16 protein-coding genes and 1 pseudogene are annotated in these 16,689 nt (G+C 45.3%); 5 read left to right on the forward strand and 12 right to left on the reverse strand.

Going from position 1 to position 16,689, the window contains the following annotated elements; translation table 11 throughout:
• Nucleotides 1–47: 47 nt before the first annotated feature.
• A complete protein-coding gene (locus AAHT65_RS02120) occupies nucleotides 48–1,244 on the reverse strand; it encodes an MFS transporter (RefSeq protein ID WP_268500188.1) in 1,197 nt (398 codons plus the stop codon).
• A 240-nt stretch (nucleotides 1,245–1,484) separates the two neighbouring features.
• On the opposite strand from AAHT65_RS02120, the pseudogene AAHT65_RS02125 reads away from it, so the two are divergent.
• Nucleotides 1,485–1,694 (forward strand): annotated as a pseudogene (locus AAHT65_RS02125) (LysR family transcriptional regulator); the annotation flags it as partial.
• A gap of 81 nt (nucleotides 1,695–1,775) precedes the next feature.
• On the opposite strand, the gene AAHT65_RS02130 reads toward AAHT65_RS02125, so the two are convergent.
• Genes AAHT65_RS02130 through allC form a run of 3 tightly spaced genes read right to left on the reverse strand, consistent with a single transcriptional unit; the run spans nucleotide 1,776 to nucleotide 4,437 of the window.
• On the reverse strand, nucleotides 1,776–1,958 hold the full coding sequence (locus AAHT65_RS02130) for a hypothetical protein (RefSeq protein ID WP_106359982.1): 183 nt from the start codon (nucleotides 1,956–1,958) through the stop codon (nucleotides 1,776–1,778).
• Nucleotides 1,927–3,177, reverse strand: a complete 1,251-nt coding sequence (locus tag AAHT65_RS02135; protein ID WP_285977998.1) for a pyridoxal-phosphate-dependent aminotransferase family protein — start codon at nucleotides 3,175–3,177, stop codon at nucleotides 1,927–1,929. The genes AAHT65_RS02130 and AAHT65_RS02135 overlap by 32 nt, the downstream gene beginning before the upstream one ends.
• An 18-nt stretch (nucleotides 3,178–3,195) precedes the next feature.
• Entirely contained in the window at nucleotides 3,196–4,437 is a 1,242-nt protein-coding gene (allC, locus tag AAHT65_RS02140) for an allantoate deiminase (RefSeq protein ID WP_343310907.1), read from the reverse strand.
• A gap of 209 nt (nucleotides 4,438–4,646) precedes the next feature.
• Here allC and AAHT65_RS02145 point away from each other — a divergent pair, with 209 nt between their 5' ends.
• The 3 genes from AAHT65_RS02145 to AAHT65_RS02155 all read left to right on the forward strand — a co-directional run bounded on the left by AAHT65_RS02145 (nucleotide 4,647) and on the right by AAHT65_RS02155 (nucleotide 7,409).
• Entirely contained in the window at nucleotides 4,647–5,687 is a 1,041-nt protein-coding gene (locus tag AAHT65_RS02145; RefSeq protein ID WP_343310908.1) for an anthranilate phosphoribosyltransferase, read from the forward strand.
• A gap of 92 nt (nucleotides 5,688–5,779) precedes the next feature.
• A complete protein-coding gene (locus AAHT65_RS02150; protein ID WP_343310909.1) occupies nucleotides 5,780–6,652 on the forward strand; it encodes an endonuclease I family protein in 873 nt (290 codons plus the stop codon).
• An 88-nt stretch (nucleotides 6,653–6,740) separates the two neighbouring features.
• A complete protein-coding gene (locus AAHT65_RS02155; protein ID WP_343310910.1) occupies nucleotides 6,741–7,409 on the forward strand; it encodes a Type 1 glutamine amidotransferase-like domain-containing protein in 669 nt (222 codons plus the stop codon).
• A 96-nt stretch (nucleotides 7,410–7,505) separates the two neighbouring features.
• Here the strand turns inward: AAHT65_RS02155 and AAHT65_RS02160 are convergent, their stop codons facing one another.
• On the reverse strand, nucleotides 7,506–8,615 hold the full coding sequence (locus AAHT65_RS02160) for a sn-glycerol-3-phosphate ABC transporter ATP-binding protein UgpC (RefSeq protein ID WP_343310911.1): 1,110 nt from the start codon (nucleotides 8,613–8,615) through the stop codon (nucleotides 7,506–7,508).
• Nucleotides 8,616–8,795: 180 nt separating this feature from the next.
• On the opposite strand from AAHT65_RS02160, the gene AAHT65_RS02165 reads away from it, so the two are divergent.
• The gene (locus AAHT65_RS02165) at nucleotides 8,796–9,524 is read left to right on the forward strand and encodes a GntR family transcriptional regulator (RefSeq protein ID WP_010789864.1); all 729 of its coding nucleotides are present in this window, start codon (nucleotides 8,796–8,798) and stop codon (nucleotides 9,522–9,524) included.
• Between the two features lie 28 nt (nucleotides 9,525–9,552).
• On the opposite strand, the gene AAHT65_RS02170 is transcribed toward AAHT65_RS02165, so the two are convergent.
• The 7 genes from AAHT65_RS02170 to AAHT65_RS02200 all read right to left on the reverse strand — a co-directional run bounded on the left by AAHT65_RS02170 (nucleotide 9,553) and on the right by AAHT65_RS02200 (nucleotide 16,403).
• On the reverse strand, nucleotides 9,553–10,407 hold the full coding sequence (locus tag AAHT65_RS02170; protein WP_003327034.1) for a fructoselysine 6-kinase: 855 nt from the start codon (nucleotides 10,405–10,407) through the stop codon (nucleotides 9,553–9,555).
• 12 nt (nucleotides 10,408–10,419) lie between these two features.
• Nucleotides 10,420–11,319, reverse strand: coding sequence for a carbohydrate ABC transporter permease (locus AAHT65_RS02175; protein WP_010789866.1), 900 nt, complete (start codon nucleotides 11,317–11,319; stop codon nucleotides 10,420–10,422).
• A 1-nt stretch (nucleotide 11,320) separates the two neighbouring features.
• Entirely contained in the window at nucleotides 11,321–12,199 is an 879-nt protein-coding gene (locus AAHT65_RS02180) for a carbohydrate ABC transporter permease (protein ID WP_106272706.1), read from the reverse strand.
• A gap of 59 nt (nucleotides 12,200–12,258) precedes the next feature.
• A complete protein-coding gene (locus AAHT65_RS02185) occupies nucleotides 12,259–13,527 on the reverse strand; it encodes an ABC transporter substrate-binding protein (protein ID WP_343310912.1) in 1,269 nt (422 codons plus the stop codon).
• Between the two features lie 79 nt (nucleotides 13,528–13,606).
• Nucleotides 13,607–14,593, reverse strand: coding sequence for an SIS domain-containing protein (locus AAHT65_RS02190; protein ID WP_343310913.1), 987 nt, complete (start codon nucleotides 14,591–14,593; stop codon nucleotides 13,607–13,609).
• A gap of 213 nt (nucleotides 14,594–14,806) precedes the next feature.
• On the reverse strand, nucleotides 14,807–15,181 hold the full coding sequence (locus AAHT65_RS02195) for a nucleotide excision repair endonuclease (RefSeq protein ID WP_003327028.1): 375 nt from the start codon (nucleotides 15,179–15,181) through the stop codon (nucleotides 14,807–14,809).
• Between the two features lie 97 nt (nucleotides 15,182–15,278).
• Nucleotides 15,279–16,403, reverse strand: a complete 1,125-nt coding sequence (locus tag AAHT65_RS02200) for an NAD(P)/FAD-dependent oxidoreductase (protein ID WP_088117926.1) — start codon at nucleotides 16,401–16,403, stop codon at nucleotides 15,279–15,281.
• Nucleotides 16,404–16,689 lie beyond the last annotated feature (286 nt).

Raw genomic sequence — 16,689 nt, forward strand, 5'->3', positions numbered from 1 at the left:
GATTGAAGAAAAAAGAAAAAAGCCCCGGCGTTAACCGGGACTTCCCTTTATCCTTCTTGCGATAATTGTCTCGGCTGTTCTTTCCTGCCCCCATTCAAAGCAGCGAAAAAGCTGATCAGAAGGATGACGGTTCCGAGTATATAAGGAAATTCAATATTTACATCAAATAAAAAACCGGCAGCCGACGGACCGGCAATATTGGCTAAGCTGATAAATGCCGTATTCATACCGCCCGCAAATCCTTGCTGATCGCCGGCCAGTTTTGACAGCTGTGTGTTCACCGCCGGCCGGAGCAATGATGTTAGCATCATAAAAAAGATGGCCGCGGCGAAAACAGTCCAATAGGATTGGGCCAGGCTGCAAAAAACAAGGCCGGCCGCCGCGCCGATAAGTGTCCCATTGATCACTTTTTTCTCGCCGAACTTGCCGACTAAGAAACTTACCGCAACCGCCTGCACAAAAACGCCGACAAGGCCTGCGGCTGTTATGATTAAAGCAATGTCCGAAGCGGTAAAACCATGCTTACGGTCAACATACAGTCCAAAGATAGATTCAAAATTCATAATACCGAAATTGAGCACGAATACTAAAATCAACATAAATGCGTAAGGTGATTTGAGGGCGCGTGACATTTGCTGAAACAAATTTTCACGTTTTTCCTTCTTCGCCCGCGCTTCAAGTTGTTTTTCCTTCTCAAGCGTTTCCGGCAAAAAGAAAAACGACAGTATTGCTGAAAAGCAGGCAAGGCTTGCGGATACAATAAATGGAACCGCGATGCCGTAATGAATCAAGTATCCTCCGACTCCCGGCCCAATGACGACGCCGAGCGTCATCGCCGCGCTAAACAGCCCCATGCCTTTGCCGCGTTCTTTTTCCGTTGTAATATCCGCAATATAAGCGAACATGGACGGCATTAAGAAAGCAGCGCCAATTCCGCCTAACAGGCGTGACGCAAACAGCTGCCACAGACTGCCGGCAAAGGCAAAAATGATTTGAGAAACCGCAAACGAGGCAATTCCAAAAATAATCAGCTTCCGCCGTCCGTATTTATCGGTTATTTCCCCGGCAATCGGCGCGAACAAAAGCTGAGTAAACCCCGCGGCTGCGACAAGAAGTCCCATTGTGCTTCCTGTAGCGCCGAATTCAGTTATATATGTAGGCATAATCGGGATGATCAGCCCGATCCCCAGCATGGCAATAAACATATTCAGCATCAAAATAGATAGTCGTCCCATATAAGTCATGGCTCGTTATACCTTCTCCCCTTGGAAAAAACATGTGTTTATTCCAAAATTGTCATCAATTTTCTATCAACAGTATAACGGTGAAAAGGGAATAAAGTCCAGATTTTTTCAATTCTTTACTTCTTTTTAACTTTCTATAGGACAGGCAGGGCTAAACTTTTTAAACCAGTCTTCTGCTTCTGTGCATGAGCACAAGAAAGACTTTTGTTCCGATAGAAACTTTTGATTAGCGGGTAAATCGTTCGGGAAAATGTCGGTATTTCAATCTTCACCAGCACGGCACATTCAGAACCGCTTAAAGGCACGAAGGTCATCCCAATTAATAACTTAACAATCTCACCGCCTATAGGGATTCTGACAAACCAAAGAGAAGAGTATTTTGACAGTGCCACAAAAGATTTGATCAATCGGATTATCAATCTTTTTCATAAGCGCCAAGAATCTTTTTGATTTCCCCCTCCCTTTGCGTCTAAGAAATACGGAAAAAGAGACGGGCAGTCGCCATGTGCTCATACAAATACCCAAAACGGGTTAAAGTTTTGGGTATTTGTCATCCATTTGATTTATTTTCAGGCTGATGGGTTGCTTCATTACTAAAAAGTCTTCTCCACTCTGACTGTCATGTGATTCATTTACTTCAGACGCACAAAGCGTGCGGTCCTTTCTCCGCACGCTTCCTTTCCTATAAAACAGCCTTAGTTTCAGTTTCTTCATAAAAATGAAGCGCCTCCTGAAGAGCCTTCCCCGCTTCAATGGCTGCCCCATGCCTCAGCAATACAGCTTCCAAACCTGCAAGCACAAACAGCACATTTTCCTTCCTGCAGCTGTATCCCATTGTTCCAATTCGCCAAATCTTCCCGGCAAGTGGGCCAAAGGAGCTGGCGATTTCAATCCCAAATTGGGTCAGCAGCATATTTCGGACAGACTCACCGTCAATGCCTTCCGGGATTTGAACACATGTGACGACAGGCATTTTGCAGCTTTCGTCTCCGAATAATTCAAGCCCCATGCCTTTAATCCCGGTCTGCAATGCCTGCTCATGCACACGGTGCCGCTCGAAGCGTTCTTCCAGTCCTTCTTCAAGCACCAGGCGCACGCCTTCTCTTAATGCATACAGCATCGACGTCGCCTCTGTATGATGATTCAGCCTTCTCTCGCTCCAATAGTCCTCAAGCTGGCTCAAGTCAAAGTAATTGCTGATAATCGGGCGATTTCCCGAAAGCCGAGTGCTGTCAGCCTGAGTAGCGATTCCGCGCTCTACCTTCTTTCGCTTTGCAATGATATCCGCTACACGATCATTATATGTGATCGGGGCCATGCCCGATGGAACGGATAAACACTTTTGCGTGCCTCCGATCGCGGCATCAATTTTCCAATCGTCCACCTTTATTTCACAGCCTCCGACAGTTGCGACTGCATCAACGATAAAGAGCGCATCATAAGCCCGGCACGCTTTCCCGATTTCACGCAGCGGATGGATTCTGCCTGTTGAGGTTTCTCCATGCACCATTGCGACAATCTTCGGTCTGGCCTGCTGTATCTCCTGAATAATGTCTTCCGGGTCAAAAACCTTTCCCCACTCACATTCCATTGTGTGGACTTTTGCGCCGTAACGTTCCGCGATTTCAGTCAGTAATAAACCGAAACGTCCGTAAATCGGGATGAGCACACTGTCGCCCGGTTCAATCACACTGGCCAAAACAGCTTCAATTCCCGCTCTTGATGTGCCGTCAATCGGATAAGCCCAGCGGTTTTCCGTTTGAAACAATTCACGAAGCATTGCCATTGTTTCGTTCATGATGTTTGTAAAAGCCGGATCAAATTGGCCGACGACTGGAGTGCCCATCACTCTTAGCACTCGCGGATCGACCTCAACCGGACCCGGCGTCATAATGGTTCTCGATGGTGTATGTAATTCCCTTCTGACTGACACAGCCATTCCTCCTTTTTTTCAGTAAGCCAGTTTATACAATAAATCGGTTAAGACGCGGACTCCGATGTCAAGCTGCCTGGCGGATGTAAACTCTCGCGGTGAATGGCTGATGCCGCCTTGGCTTGGCACAAACAGCATACAAGCAGGGAATCGCCTGCCGATCATTTGCGCATCATGTCCCGCTCCGCTGACGATTTCTTCACAGCTGATCCGGTTCTCCGCTGCCGTTTGCAAAGCGGCTGCCTTCAGTGTCTGATCCATCGGCACCGGCTCAATGCTCATGTATTCATCAATAACGGTGCGGATTCCTTTTTCATCGCTTATTCTGCGGATAACAGAAACAAGCTCGTCATGGAATTCCTTCAGCACTTCTTGCTCTTGATGCCTAATGTCAATAGAAAACTGAACCCGGCTTGGTATAACATTCGGCATATTAGGCTCTACATTCATTTTCCCGCAAGTCAATCGAAGTTCTTCCGGCTGCCTGCCAGCCCGCATGACCAGCTCATGAATAATGCGGCTGCTTGTGACAAGAGGATCTTTGCGCCATTTCATAGAAGTCGTTCCGGCATGGTTGCATTCACCTTCAAGAGTCACCAGGTAACGCTTTTGTCCGGCTATACTCGTGACCACCCCAATATCAGCCTCTGACCTTTCAAGCGTCAGCCCCTGTTCAATATGAATCTCAATAAATGCGCTGATATCAGTGCGGCGCGCCGGCCTGTAAGCTCCTTTTCCGAATCCGTTTTCCAGCATCGCAGCTTGCAAGGAAACACCGGCCCCATCGCTTGGCTCTGCTGCATCACCGAGGGCAAAAGTACCCGTCACATTGCCTGATCCCCAATACGTCAGGGGAAAACGGCTTCCCTCCTCCTCGCATAATGAAACAACTTCAAGTGTTTTTTTCGGTGTTCCGTATGTGTCCTTGAGCTGTTTCAAAGCAAGCATTCCAGCGAGCACGCCGTATGCGCCGTCATATTTCCCTCCATTCACCACTGTGTCAATGTGGGAGCCTGTCATAATAATATCAGCGGGAGATTGCGAGCCCGATAGCTTCCCATATACATTACCGACATCGTCGAAACTTGTTTCAAAGCCTAATGAAGACATTTCACTTTTTACTGCCAGCTGTGCGTCCATCCAAGCCTTTGTGTACAAAAGCCTCGTTACGCCTCCTTCTGCGGAGGCGCCGTATTGAGACAGCCATTCTATATAATCGGCAATGCCGTTTTTGACTGAAAGCTGCGGCCGATGATCCATAAAATCCCCCCTCTTGTTTGAAAAAACGCGTATCGTGCCTTCATTATAGAAGGAGAACGGCCGGTGTTCATTGACAAATAAACCAAAAAATCTTTTATTTTTTAGTCAAAATAGCTGACTCTTGCAAAAAATCAAAATCCTTCTCTACCGATGTCCGCCATTTTCATGTACAGTCAAGATAATCGTTTTAATAAGGGAGAGAATTATACATGCAGCAATGGATAAAAGAAGTGGCAAGAGGAAAAAGAGGAGCAAAAAATTTATCATACGAACAGGCTAAGCTTGCGGCAGAAACATTGTTTTCAAAAGAAGCGACTGATGTGCAAATTGCCGCATTTCTCATTGCCGAACGGATCAAAACGGAAACGCCTGACGAACTGCTCGCCATTACGGAAGCAATGAGAGCCGGCGCAGCCGTACTTCAACTGCCATCTGATGTTCAAAACAGTGTCATAGACTTTGCAGGCCCTTATACCGGGAGACAGTCCTTTTTGGCAACCATCCCCGTATCTATTTTACTTGCGGAAAGCGGAATCCCAGCATTTCTCCACAGCAGCGACGCCCTTCCGCCAAAATACGCAATCAGTATTAAAGCTGTCTTAGATAAACTTGGCGTGAAGACAGATTCTTCACCGGACCAAACAGCAAAAACGGTCAGGGAACTGAACATCGGCTTTGCTTCCGCCGAAATATTTTGGCAGCCGTTCAGCCGTTTCAGAACCATCCGGGATGACATCGGCGTCCGCACTGTATTAAACACTGCGGAAAAATTACTGAATTACGCCGGAGCGGCCAATATCATGATGGGCGCGTTCCATCGGACAGCCATCCAAAATATATATCCCGTTTTTGAAAAGCTCCGCTATGAACAGGCGTTTATCGTCCAAGGAGCGGAAGGCTCAGAGGATGTTCCGGTTCATCGCAACAGCTTTGTTTTCACCATCAGCGGAAGCGACATGTCATCCTTTATTCTGAAGCCGGAAGATTACGGACTGAAAGCAGATGAATCAGCTTTTGATAAAACACTGACTGCCGAGAGCCAGGCTAAAAAAATAATAGCGCTTTTAAGCGGAAACGAGGATCCTTCATTGGACTATGAAAGAAAGCAAGTCTTAATGAATGCCGCCCTTCGTTATTATTTATTTGGCCATACCGCTTCGATTGAAGAAGGAGCGGAGCTGGCAAAATCCCAGCTCCGCCAAAAACGAGGACTAAGGACACTGGAAAGATGGATTTCCGGTTCATACTAAGGAACCAATTTACATTTTTATATAAAAATACACAAAACTTAACTTTCTTCCTCCCAGCATCTTTTAGATAATAGAGAAAAGGAGGGCAAGTGATGACTAAAAAATTATGGTTTTTGCCGTTCGTCTGTACATTGCTTATTTTCGGAGGATTTGCGCCGTCAGCATCAGCAAGCGTTCAAGCTGACAACAGCCTGAACAGCCGATTGGTCTCTGCTTCGGCCGGTTTTAAAAACATCTTTTTATCAGCTGCTCCAGCCCCCGCTGCTCCGTCTGCTGATACGGACGCTTATTATGAAACGGCTGAGGGGAAAAGCGGTGAAGCATTAAAAAGTGCCCTGCACCGCATCATCAGCGGGCATACGATGCTGTCATACAGCGAAGTGTGGACAGCATTGAAAGAAACGGATGAAGATCCCGCAAATCCGAACAATGTCATCTTGCTCTATACAAATGAATCTCGTGCGAAAAGCCTGAACGGCGGCAGTGTCGGCGACTGGAACCGGGAGCATGTATGGGCCAAATCCCATGGCGGGTTCGGTACAAGCAAAGGCCCTGGCACAGACATCCATCATTTGCGTCCTGCTGACGTGCAAGTCAACAGCGCCAGAGGAAATATGGATTTCGACAACGGAGGAAGCGAACACCCAAAAGCACCGGGAAATTATTATGACGGAGACTCATGGGAGCCTCGCGATGAGGTGAAAGGCGATGTGGCGCGCATGCTTTTTTACATGGCTGTCCGCTATGAGGGAGATGACGGGTACCCGGACCTTGAACTGAATGATAAAACAGGAAACGGTTCTTCACCCTATCATGGCAAACAATCCGTTCTTCTCGAATGGAACAAGCAAGACCCTGTTGACGACTCTGAACGAAGAAGAAATGATATCATTTACGATGAATTTCAGCATAATCGCAATCCTTTCATCGACCACCCGGAATGGGCGGACGAGATTTGGCCGTAAAACAAAAGGGTGCCCGCTCAAAATTCAAGCCAACTAATCCCTTTTATCAATTTGAAATCGTTATAAGTTTAATTGAATGAGGGGTTTTATGGGGACATTATTTCTTTCTGGAGGCGGAGATGCTGGCCAAACTCAAACAATAGATAAACGTTTTGTAAAAGAATTAGATAAAGATAAGCCTTTATTGTATATTCCTATCGCAATGGATACTTCCCAATTTGATGATTGTTTTGAGTGGATAAACAGCCTTTTTAATCCGTTAGGTATAAGAGACATCACCATGTGGACTAACGTTAAAGACAAGAGCATTCAAGATCTGGATGATTTTTCGGCAGTATACATCGGAGGAGGAAATACTTTTAGTTTACTAAAAAAATTCATTGATACTGCTTTCATCGAAGTTTTAAAAGGCTATACAGAAAATGATGGCATAGTCTATGGCGGAAGTGCCGGCGCCATCATTCTTGGTAAACATATAACGACATGTTCACATATGGATCCTAACCATGTTAGATTAAACAAGTTTAATGGCTTAGAACTTGTAAAAGAATACTCTATTTGGTGTCACTACAAACATGAAAATGACCCATTGATAAAAAAGTATGTTAAAGAATATAAAGCTCCTGTTATCTCTTTACCTGAAGAAACAGGTATTTTAGTCAGTCATACGGGTATACAAGTCATTGGAACCAAGCCTGCCTATGTATATCAGGGAGAACGTAAGACCGTTATCTATCACGATCATTTTATAAAGTAAGGGAAAACGCTTGGACCAATCATCCAAGCGTTTTTATGTGCGAATTTATTTTCTCCACATTATCGAACTGCTTAGCTCAAAAGCGGCACCCTTTTTTTAATAAACAGCCTGTTCTGTATCAGCGTCAAAGAAGACCGCTTTGTCCATTTTCACCGCAAGCTGAATCGAATCGCCCGCTGCAAGGCTGGTACTGCCGTCAAGCCGCACTGTCAGCCGCTCGTCCCCTGCGGAAACATGCACAATCAGCTCTGAACCCAGATTTTCATTTACTTCAACCCTTGCTTTAAAAGATGAGGCAAACGGCTTTTTCTGCTCCGTCATATGGGTTATATGCTCCGGCCGCACTCCGGCTATCATTTCTTCTCCGACATATCCCTTTTCCTTCAACAGCTTGCCTTTCATTTTGGGAATGAGCAGGCGGACGGCTGGATTTGAAAAAAACAGCTCTCCATGCTGCTCTTCAATGACACCTTTCAGAAAATTCATGCCGGGTGAGCCGATAAATCCCGCTACAAATAAGTTTGCCGGATAATGATAAATATCATGAGGGCTCGCCACCTGCTGAATGTCGCCTTCATTCATGACAACGATCCGGTCGCCCATCGTCATCGCTTCCGTCTGGTCGTGTGTCACATATATAATAGTCGCTTCCAAGCGCTGATGAAGCTTGCTGATCTCCGTCCGCATCGTCACCCGAAGCTTTGCGTCCAAATTGGACAGCGGCTCGTCCATTAAAAACACCTTCGGCTCGCGTACGATTGACCTGCCGAGCGCCACTCGCTGCCGCTGTCCCCCTGAAAGAGCCTTCGGTTTTCGTTTCAGCAGATGCTCAATCTCCAAAATGTTTGCTGCGGCGTGCACCCGCTCCGCGATTTCTTTTTTCCGCATTTTTCTAAGCTTTAAACCAAACGCCATATTATCAAATACCGTCATATGCGGATAAAGCGCATAGTTTTGAAAAACCATTGCGATATCTCTTTCTTTCGGCGGCATATCATTGACCAATTGTCCGCCGATATAGAGGCTTCCTTCAGAAATGCTTTCTAAACCGGCCACCATCCTTAGTGTCGTTGATTTTCCGCAGCCCGACGGTCCGACCAGCACCAACAGTTCCTTATCCCTTACTTCCAGATCAAAATCCTTCACCGTTAAATTGCTCTGGGAACCGTACGTCTTTTTTATATGTTCAAATGTTAATGAAGCCATCTGAAAACACTCCCCCGTCTTTTTCAAATGATGCCGACACTATTTCGCCACTGGAAACACTTTGCTCTTTCTGTTATTTTTATAGTGTTCCATTTCCATATTTCTAGATGAAACGCAAATTTGTATTATAACATCATAATACATTATAATGATGATAATCGCTTAAAGGAGGTTCACCCCTTGTTAAATAACGGAAGTTCTAAACCTTTATACATCCAGTTAAAACAAATCATCACAGATGACATTAAGAAAGGCATATATTCCCCTTCCATTAAGCTGCCGACTGAAAGTGAACTTTGCAGCAAATACAATGTCAGCCGCATCACCGTCAGAAAAGCCATTCTCGATCTTGTCGATGAAGGCTATCTTGTCAGGCAGCAGGGAAAAGGAACGTTTGTCAAAAGCCCTAAATTAAAAAGAGAGCTGATCGCTGTCAACGGCTATTCCGAATTTATGGAGTCAACTGGAAAAAAACCAAAACATCAAGTCCTTTCCCATGAGGTCATATCAGCGCCTAAACCCATTGCCGCAAAGCTTCAAATTGAACCGGAAAGCCCGGTCGTCGAGTTAAAACGTATTTTATACAATGAAGATCAGCCGCTATCCTTTGAAATCACCCATTATCCGCTTGCTTTGTTTCCCGATATCGGCCGATTCATCAGTGACGGTGTCTCCATGCATGATATTTTAAAGCAGCAGTACCAAGTCGTCCCCACTCATAATACAAAGCTCTTAAACGTGGTATATGCCAAACAAGAGGAAAGCCGGTATCTGGCCTGCGATATCGGAGACGCACTGTTTGAAATCGACAAAACGGCTTTTATGTCAAAAGATCAGCCGATTTACTGCTCACTGTTTATGATGCATACAAACAGGGTGACATTTACCATCGACAGCCCTTACACATAACGTGCATAAAAACGAGACACTGCTGATATTATAGTATTCTCGTTTTTTCACTGCCTTTTCCGCCATCCAGTTTATAAGGATGGCCGTAACCGAAGGCCCCGTAAACGCCGCACGTCTTTGCAGCCGTCTGCGCCGCTTCATGTAAAGCGCAAGAGATGTCCTGTTTTTCATAAAAGGACGTCAAAAAACCTGCAATAAATGAATCTCCCGCTCCAAGTGTATCTATTATATCAGTTTCAACAATGGGCTGATAATGAATGCGCCCGTCCGCATATAAAACGGCGCCATGCTCCCCTCTGGTCATACAAACCATTTTCGCCCCGTACTGATGAGCCTTCTCCGCAAGCTGACGGCACTCTGCTTCGCTCAGATCGCTTCCTGAAAAAAACGCGTAAGTCACGTAAGGACAAACCTTCTTCATATACTCCTCCTCGCGATTTGTGGAAAAATCAAAGGAGACCGGAAGCAGCAGGCACAGTTGGGGCAGATCATTCTCGATACGGCTGTAGACGCTTGTATGCAGCAAATCGTGCTCTGCCGCAAACGACAAATCATGCTCCTGAAAAACAATCTTTAGACGAGACTGTATGCCGCCTTTATTTGATTTGACGAATACTCTGTCTCCTCTCTCATCAAGGGTGACAACCGCCATTCCATTTTCGCCGAAAGCCTGCCGAAGGTGATCTGTATTCACTTTTTCTTTCTTCAGCACCTTCACAATGTGCGAAGCGGCTTCATCGTTTCCGACAATGCCGATATAAGAAGCGGCGTGCCCCAAACGCTTAGCCAGCACCGCCACATTCAAAGCATTTCCTCCGGGATAAAACGTCTCCTGATCCTGATAATAATCCACCACATTATCTCCTACAGCAATGAGTTTCATCGTGTTCCTCCTTCATCCTTTTACACTTCCGTTTGCAATACCGCGGACAAAATACTTCTGCATCAATAAAAATAAGATAATAATCGGAGCGGCCGAAATGGTTAAACCAGCTAACAAGACGCCCCAATCCGTCTGAAGTGCATCCCTGAACTGCATCAGCCCGGCCGGAATCGTCCGTAAATTCTCATCGTCAATGAAAATAATCGCAAACATAAATTCATTCCACGTATGATAAGCGGTCAATATTCCGGAAGTGACCAAAATCGGCACACTCATTGGTAAGAATATTCTGAAAAAAACTCCAATACTTGTACACCCATCCAAATAAGCCGCTTCCTCCAGTTCTTTAGAAATGGAAAGAAAATATGAGCGGATCAGGATGATAGTAAATGGAATCCGATAAGCGGCATACGGCAATATCAGCGCCCAATACGTATTGTAAAGCCCCAGCGACTGAATAATCGAATAGAGCGGCACAAGGCTGACCTGCGGCGTCAGCATCAAACCGCCGAGACAAATCACTAAAAAGAACCCCTTGCCTTTGAATTGGAATCTCGAAAGTCCATAGGCCGCCCATGCGCTGACAAACACGGTGATAAGACAAGTCAGCACCGTTACGATGACACTGTTCATAAAGTATGAGGAAATACCCTGATTCCAGGCGGATGCATAGTTTTCAAAGTGCCATTCTGATGGCAAAGACCAACTGTTCGCAAAGATATCTTCAGAGCTTTTAAAGGAGCTCATGACCATCCAAAGAAGCGGATACGCAATCGCAATCAGATAAATAAACAAAAAAATCCACACTGATGTTTCTCCGGCGTACCATTTTCGTTTGGCCGTTCTTTTTCCTTCTGTCTGCCGGTCCGGCACGGGATCTAATTGGAACGAATCTGTCTTCTGAGGCAGCATATTAATCCTCCTTTCCTGTGTTAAAAAATTTCATCTGCATGAGCGACAATGTGAGCGTGATGAGTAAAACAACCGTGGCAATCGCGGACGCATAGCCCATCATATCCTTTGTAAAGGCGCTTTTATATAAAAAGGTGCTTAACACTTCGGATGCGTTCCCCGGCCCGCCGCCTGTCAAAATATACGGCTCGTTAAACACCGTAAAGGCGCCCGTCAGCGTCATGACCACTGCTACAAACGACATCTCCTTTGTCTGGGGCACTGTAATATGAAAAAATTGCTGGAGTTTGCCCGCGCCGTCAAGCCGTGCCGCCTCATACAATTCATCGGGAATTTTTTGAATGGACACGATGTAAAGCATAGCGATATAACCGACAGACTGCCATTGGGAAACAAAAATAACCGACATCATAGCGGTGCTGTCATCCCCAAGCCACGCCCTCGTAAACTGATCAAGCCCGACAGCCTCCAACAGCTGGTTTAAAAGCCCGATCTCAGGATTATAAATGAAGTCAAACAACAGGGCGATGACCGTCATAGAGATGACAACGGGAAGGAAAAACACCGTACGAAAAAAAGGCGACCATTTTCTTACCAGCCTGTCTTCCAGCACCGCCGCCAATATCAAACCGCCAAACACTTGGCAGACGATAGATATAACGGCATAAAGGACATTATTGGTGAGCGCCTTGTAAAAGACAGGGTCATGAAACAAATCACTATAATTTTTAAGGCCGATAAACGTTTTTTCTGGAGAAAAAGAACTCCATTGAAACAAACTGAGGAAGATATTTTCAAAGATCGGAATGTAAACGAATAGTAAAAAAACAAGAGCGGGCAGTAAAAACAAATAGGGGATTATTTTATTTTGGTTGACCAAGGCTAAACTCATCTCCTTTATAAAAAGAAAAGGCGCGAGTGTCCCACCTTTTCTTCGGTTTATTCAGCAGCCGCTCTCACTTGTTTGGCTGCTTTTTGTACGGACTTCATCACCTCAGCCGGCGTCATATCGCCTCCGAGCATTTGCTGGACACCGCTCAAGTACACATCCGCGATTTCCACATCAACATCCATATCAAACCAAGACACCATTGAGTCGGCATCAATGATTTGCTGGACGGCTTCGCGCTGCGTCGCTGTGGAATTTTCCTCTGTTGCCGTTCCTTGCACTGCGCTGTATTTGCCGACATCCTTGACCAGCTTTTCACCCATTTTTTTCGAGGTCAAAAATTGTAAAAATTCCATTGCTTCTTTCGGATGCTTCGTTTTGGAGGAGATCATAAATCCTTCTGGAGCGCCGGTCAGCGAATTGGACGATCCTTTTTGTCCTGTTATGTCAGGGAATGAAAATAAGCCTAAATTAACAGGATCAACCAGCTTGATTTCTGCTGTTTCAGCATACATCATCGCCGATTTACCGCTTTTAAACTGCTGTCTTGCGTACTCATGATCAATGGAATTTACATGCTCGTTAAAGTAAGGCATTAGCTCTTTCAGCTTCTCGAGAGCCTTTACATAACCTTCATCCGTAAATTCTCCTGTTTTTGCGTCGTAATCCCGTTCTCTCGTTTTTTCGTCCACCATCCGCTGATTCAGCGTGCCGATATAATGGGAGATCGTCCAAGGCGCCTTTGTGCCGAAGCTGATCGGTGTATAGCCGTTTGCTTTCAGCTTTTTTGACACTTCGATCAATTCTTCCCATGTGGAAGGCGGCTTCAAATTAAGCTTTTCAAAAATGTCCTTATTGTAAAAAAACGATTTGGCATCCATTTGCCAAGGTACGCCATATTCTTTTTCTTCATAAGTAAACGGCTTAATTTGTGTCCCCACTAGTTGGGACGACCATTCCGTATCATTTTTGTAGTAGGAAGAGAGATCCAGCGCCTTGTTTCCTCTGATGAACTTAGCAGCAAACTCGTCACTCCAAGAGAAGAAAACATCCGGCGGACTGCTTGTTCCCAGCATAACCTTGATTTTATCCTTATACGAATCATTCAGAACCGCTTCAGTTTGAATATGAATATCCGGATGCTCTTTTTCAAATTCCTTCACGACTTCTTCAAAATAGCGTCTTTCGGGCTCTTTCGGCCATCTGTGGAAAAACTTTAATGTGACCTTTCCGTCTGAAGAGCTGCTTTGGCTTGAACAGCCGGAGATGGCAAGCATACATACGGACGCAATAACTAGGAAGAAAACAAATTTTTTCAAAGGGTTGGCCTCCTGTGGATATCAGACTATAATGTTATATAACATTATAGTCTGACGCATAATCTATCCATTTTTTAGATCAATACTCTACCTTCCACATGTATCTTCTATGAGATAAAGGATGATTTCTTGCTTCAGCCAATGAATCTGCATAGCTTCTCAACACACGATTCAGCACAAGCGGAGCAAGATAACCCTTAACTGAATCGTCAATTGCGGAGAAGTCATAAGCGGCAGCATCCAGAACCGTCAGCTTTTTGCCATATTTTTTCGAGAAGGAAAGCGCCCGCTCTTCAAGTGGTCTTGTTTCGTCTAAGCCGAGCAGGATGATAAAAGGAACGGATTCATCAATAATTTCAAACGGTCCGTGAAAATATTCTCCGGCATGAATGGCGTGGGAATGAATCCATTGCATTTCCATGAGAATGCAGATGCTGTAGGAGTAGGCGACACCGTAGTTTGCACCGCTCGCCATTGTGTAAATAATGTTTTCTTTTTCGTGTGTCTTAGCAAATTGCTGCGCGTTGCCTGACTCCTGCTTCAGCGCTTCGTCATACACGGCTTGCAGCTTATCTAACCCATCTATCGCTTGTTCAAATTTCGTATGCTGTTCTAACACTTGCAAGGCGCCGAAGACGATTTGATAAAGCACCCCATAGTTGGTGTTGATCGCCTGGGCCGCATCTCCCCAATCATATTGGGCCACATATTGGGCCTCCTGCGCCAATGGAGAATCCGGTTTAAAGGTCATTGTGATCGTAAGCGCGCCTTTTGATCTGGCAAAAGCTGCGGCCTTTACTGTTTCCGGCGTATTCCCTGAATGAGAACACAATATGACGAGTGATTTCTCTCCAAGCTGAACCGGGTTGCGGCGGATAAATTCATTCGAGCTGTACAGATCGGAGCTGATGGCTTTTGCCTCTCTGTCAAACACATATTTACTCGGGTACATGATAGCCGAAGACCCTCCGCATGCGACGAAGAATACATGGTCAATTGTCTTCCCTTTCAAATCCTGCAAAAAAGCTTGAACCTCACGATTTACTTTTGCTGTGGCCTGACTCAAATCCTTCACTCCCCTTTTTTATTATATAACGTTATATAACATTATATATTGTTATATTAATAGGCGGAGGTGATCGTTGTCAATATTATTTTCTGAAATTTCTCAAAAGTTTATGTTATGTTTTCAATGAAGAAGAATCTTCAATTCTTTCTCATGCAAAAGCCAGAGCTTAGAAAAAGCTCTGGCTTTGTTATCAATCCGCAGACTGATGGCTTATTTATAGAATACTTTGTCTATGTTGTATTTCGATTGAAGTGTGTTGATCATATATGTTTCGTAAATTTCTCGATCCATTGGATCTTCAACTAAACATACTTCAATCTTATACACTTCGTCTCTGTGCTGTTTGATTGGTGATACATTATCTTCGAAATGCTTTTTGATTCGCTGTCTTAACTTTCTTGCTTTGCCGACAAAAAGCAGCTCATCATTAATGTTATAAAACATGAAGATGCCGCCTTTATCTCTTGGAATCTGATGAAAGTCAATGAAACCGTGGATCGGCTTTATTTTCGGTTCGTTTTCATTCGCTGACTGCTGCCGTTCGGTAATGGTTACATTTGGAGCAGGTATATCAATTTTTATCAAAATCAGTTCACGTCCTCTTTTTCATTAAAGGTAAATGCTAACACAGGTAGAAAAGAAAAGCTACAACGGCTTGCTTTTATATTTGTTTGTTATGTTTCTAATTATTATGCAAGGCGCCGGCAGGATCATAATGACTAAGGTCCAATTCTGTCTGCTTTCCGAGCGCAAGCTTTGCAAGTTCTGCCCCCAGAAAAGGCCCGCTCGTCAGTCCTGAAGCCCCGAGTCCATTGGCGATCAGCAAGCCTTTCACATTCGGCAGCGCTCCGATTACAGGCAGAAAACCAGGCGTAAACGGTCGGAATCCCACTCTTTCCTCAAGTATCGTGCTTTCTGAAAGTCCGGGCGCGATTGTCAGCGCTTTGTTTAAAATGTCGGAGACTCCTCCCGCTGTCACCCGGCAGTCACCAAGTACTGCCTCATTTTCATGTGTTGCTCCTGCTACGATCCGGCCGTTAGCGAATGCGAGAAGGTATTGGTCACTTGGCGGCATGACCACCGGCCATTCGCCAGTATCATTATCAGGCATTTCGAAATGGACGATTTGCGCTTTTTGGTATGTTACTTGAAAATCCATGCCAAGCGGCTTCAAAATCTCACTTGCCCAAGCACCCGCTGTTACAATCACCTGATCTGCAAGCAGCGTCTCATTTTCCGTTTCTATTCCGCGAACGTGATTGCCTTCATACAACAATTTGGCATTATCGTATAAAATAACGGCGCCATGTTTTCTCGCCGCGCTTACAAGAGACCGGCATAGCGCTCTTCCATTTACACGGGCCGCACCGCTGATATGAACCGATTCATACTCCTCTGATAAAAGCGGAAACAGCTTCTTTGTTTCATCCGCAGACAAGCGGGTAATCTCACCGATTTCCGGTGCATCTTCACGCCGCTTATACGCCCGTTCTTCCATCTTATCAAGCTTCGCGGCATCTGTATGGATGCTGATCGCGCCAACTCGTTTATACCCCGTATCCGTCTCTCCATCCTCTTCTAATTGTTTGATTAAATCAGCATAGTACCGGGCGCCGCCTTTGGCGAGCCTGTACCAGTCCTGATTGCGGCGCTGCGAAAGCCAAGGACAGACAATCCCAGCCGCTGCGGCAGTGGCTTGTCCGGGCTCTTTTCGATCAACTAACGTTACACACGCACCCGCTTTAGCAAGATGATAGGCTGTTGATGCACCGAGAATGCCGGCGCCGACTACAATATACGTTTTCATCTTTTAACACCTTTTCTATGTTGAATCTTTTTTATAGCCTTATTTTATTTTAACAAAACATGCGCGCGGATTCACATCGCAAGTGGATGGGTACGCCCGCTCCTGCAAGAATGTGAAACAATGAAAAAACAAACAGCACAATGATCCAGCAAGGAAGGCCGCGTTATACGTGGTGACTCCGCTTGTTTGTCTGACAATCCATTGTGCGGCTCCAATCTCGCAAAGCGGTTCATATAAAAAAGGACATGAACTGGTTTTCCCAGTCACGTCCTTTTTGATTACAGGC

This window comes from Bacillus atrophaeus (genome assembly GCF_039519175.1).
GTDB classification, from domain to species: Bacteria; Bacillota; Bacilli; order Bacillales; family Bacillaceae; genus Bacillus; species Bacillus atrophaeus.

Excerpts from the sequence above, each read along its gene's own strand:
- AAHT65_RS02200 (WP_088117926.1), bottom strand. The coding sequence starts at position 16,403 with ATGAAAACGTATATTGTAGTCGGCGCCGGCATTCTCGGTGCATCAACA.
- AAHT65_RS02170 (WP_003327034.1), bottom strand. The coding sequence starts at position 10,407 with ATGAAACTCATTGCTGTAGGAGATAATGTGGTGGATTATTATCAGGAT.
- AAHT65_RS02175 (WP_010789866.1), bottom strand. The coding sequence starts at position 11,319 with ATGCTGCCTCAGAAGACAGATTCGTTCCAATTAGATCCCGTGCCGGAC.
- AAHT65_RS02145 (WP_343310908.1), top strand. The coding sequence starts at position 4,647 with ATGCAGCAATGGATAAAAGAAGTGGCAAGAGGAAAAAGAGGAGCAAAA.
- AAHT65_RS02155 (WP_343310910.1), top strand. The coding sequence starts at position 6,741 with ATGGGGACATTATTTCTTTCTGGAGGCGGAGATGCTGGCCAAACTCAA.
- allC (WP_343310907.1), bottom strand. The coding sequence starts at position 4,437 with ATGGATCATCGGCCGCAGCTTTCAGTCAAAAACGGCATTGCCGATTAT.
- AAHT65_RS02150 (WP_343310909.1), top strand. The coding sequence starts at position 5,780 with ATGACTAAAAAATTATGGTTTTTGCCGTTCGTCTGTACATTGCTTATT.
- AAHT65_RS02160 (WP_343310911.1), bottom strand. The coding sequence starts at position 8,615 with ATGGCTTCATTAACATTTGAACATATAAAAAAGACGTACGGTTCCCAG.
- AAHT65_RS02120 (WP_268500188.1), bottom strand. The coding sequence starts at position 1,244 with ATGACTTATATGGGACGACTATCTATTTTGATGCTGAATATGTTTATT.
- AAHT65_RS02130 (WP_106359982.1), bottom strand. The coding sequence starts at position 1,958 with ATGAAGAAACTGAAACTAAGGCTGTTTTATAGGAAAGGAAGCGTGCGG.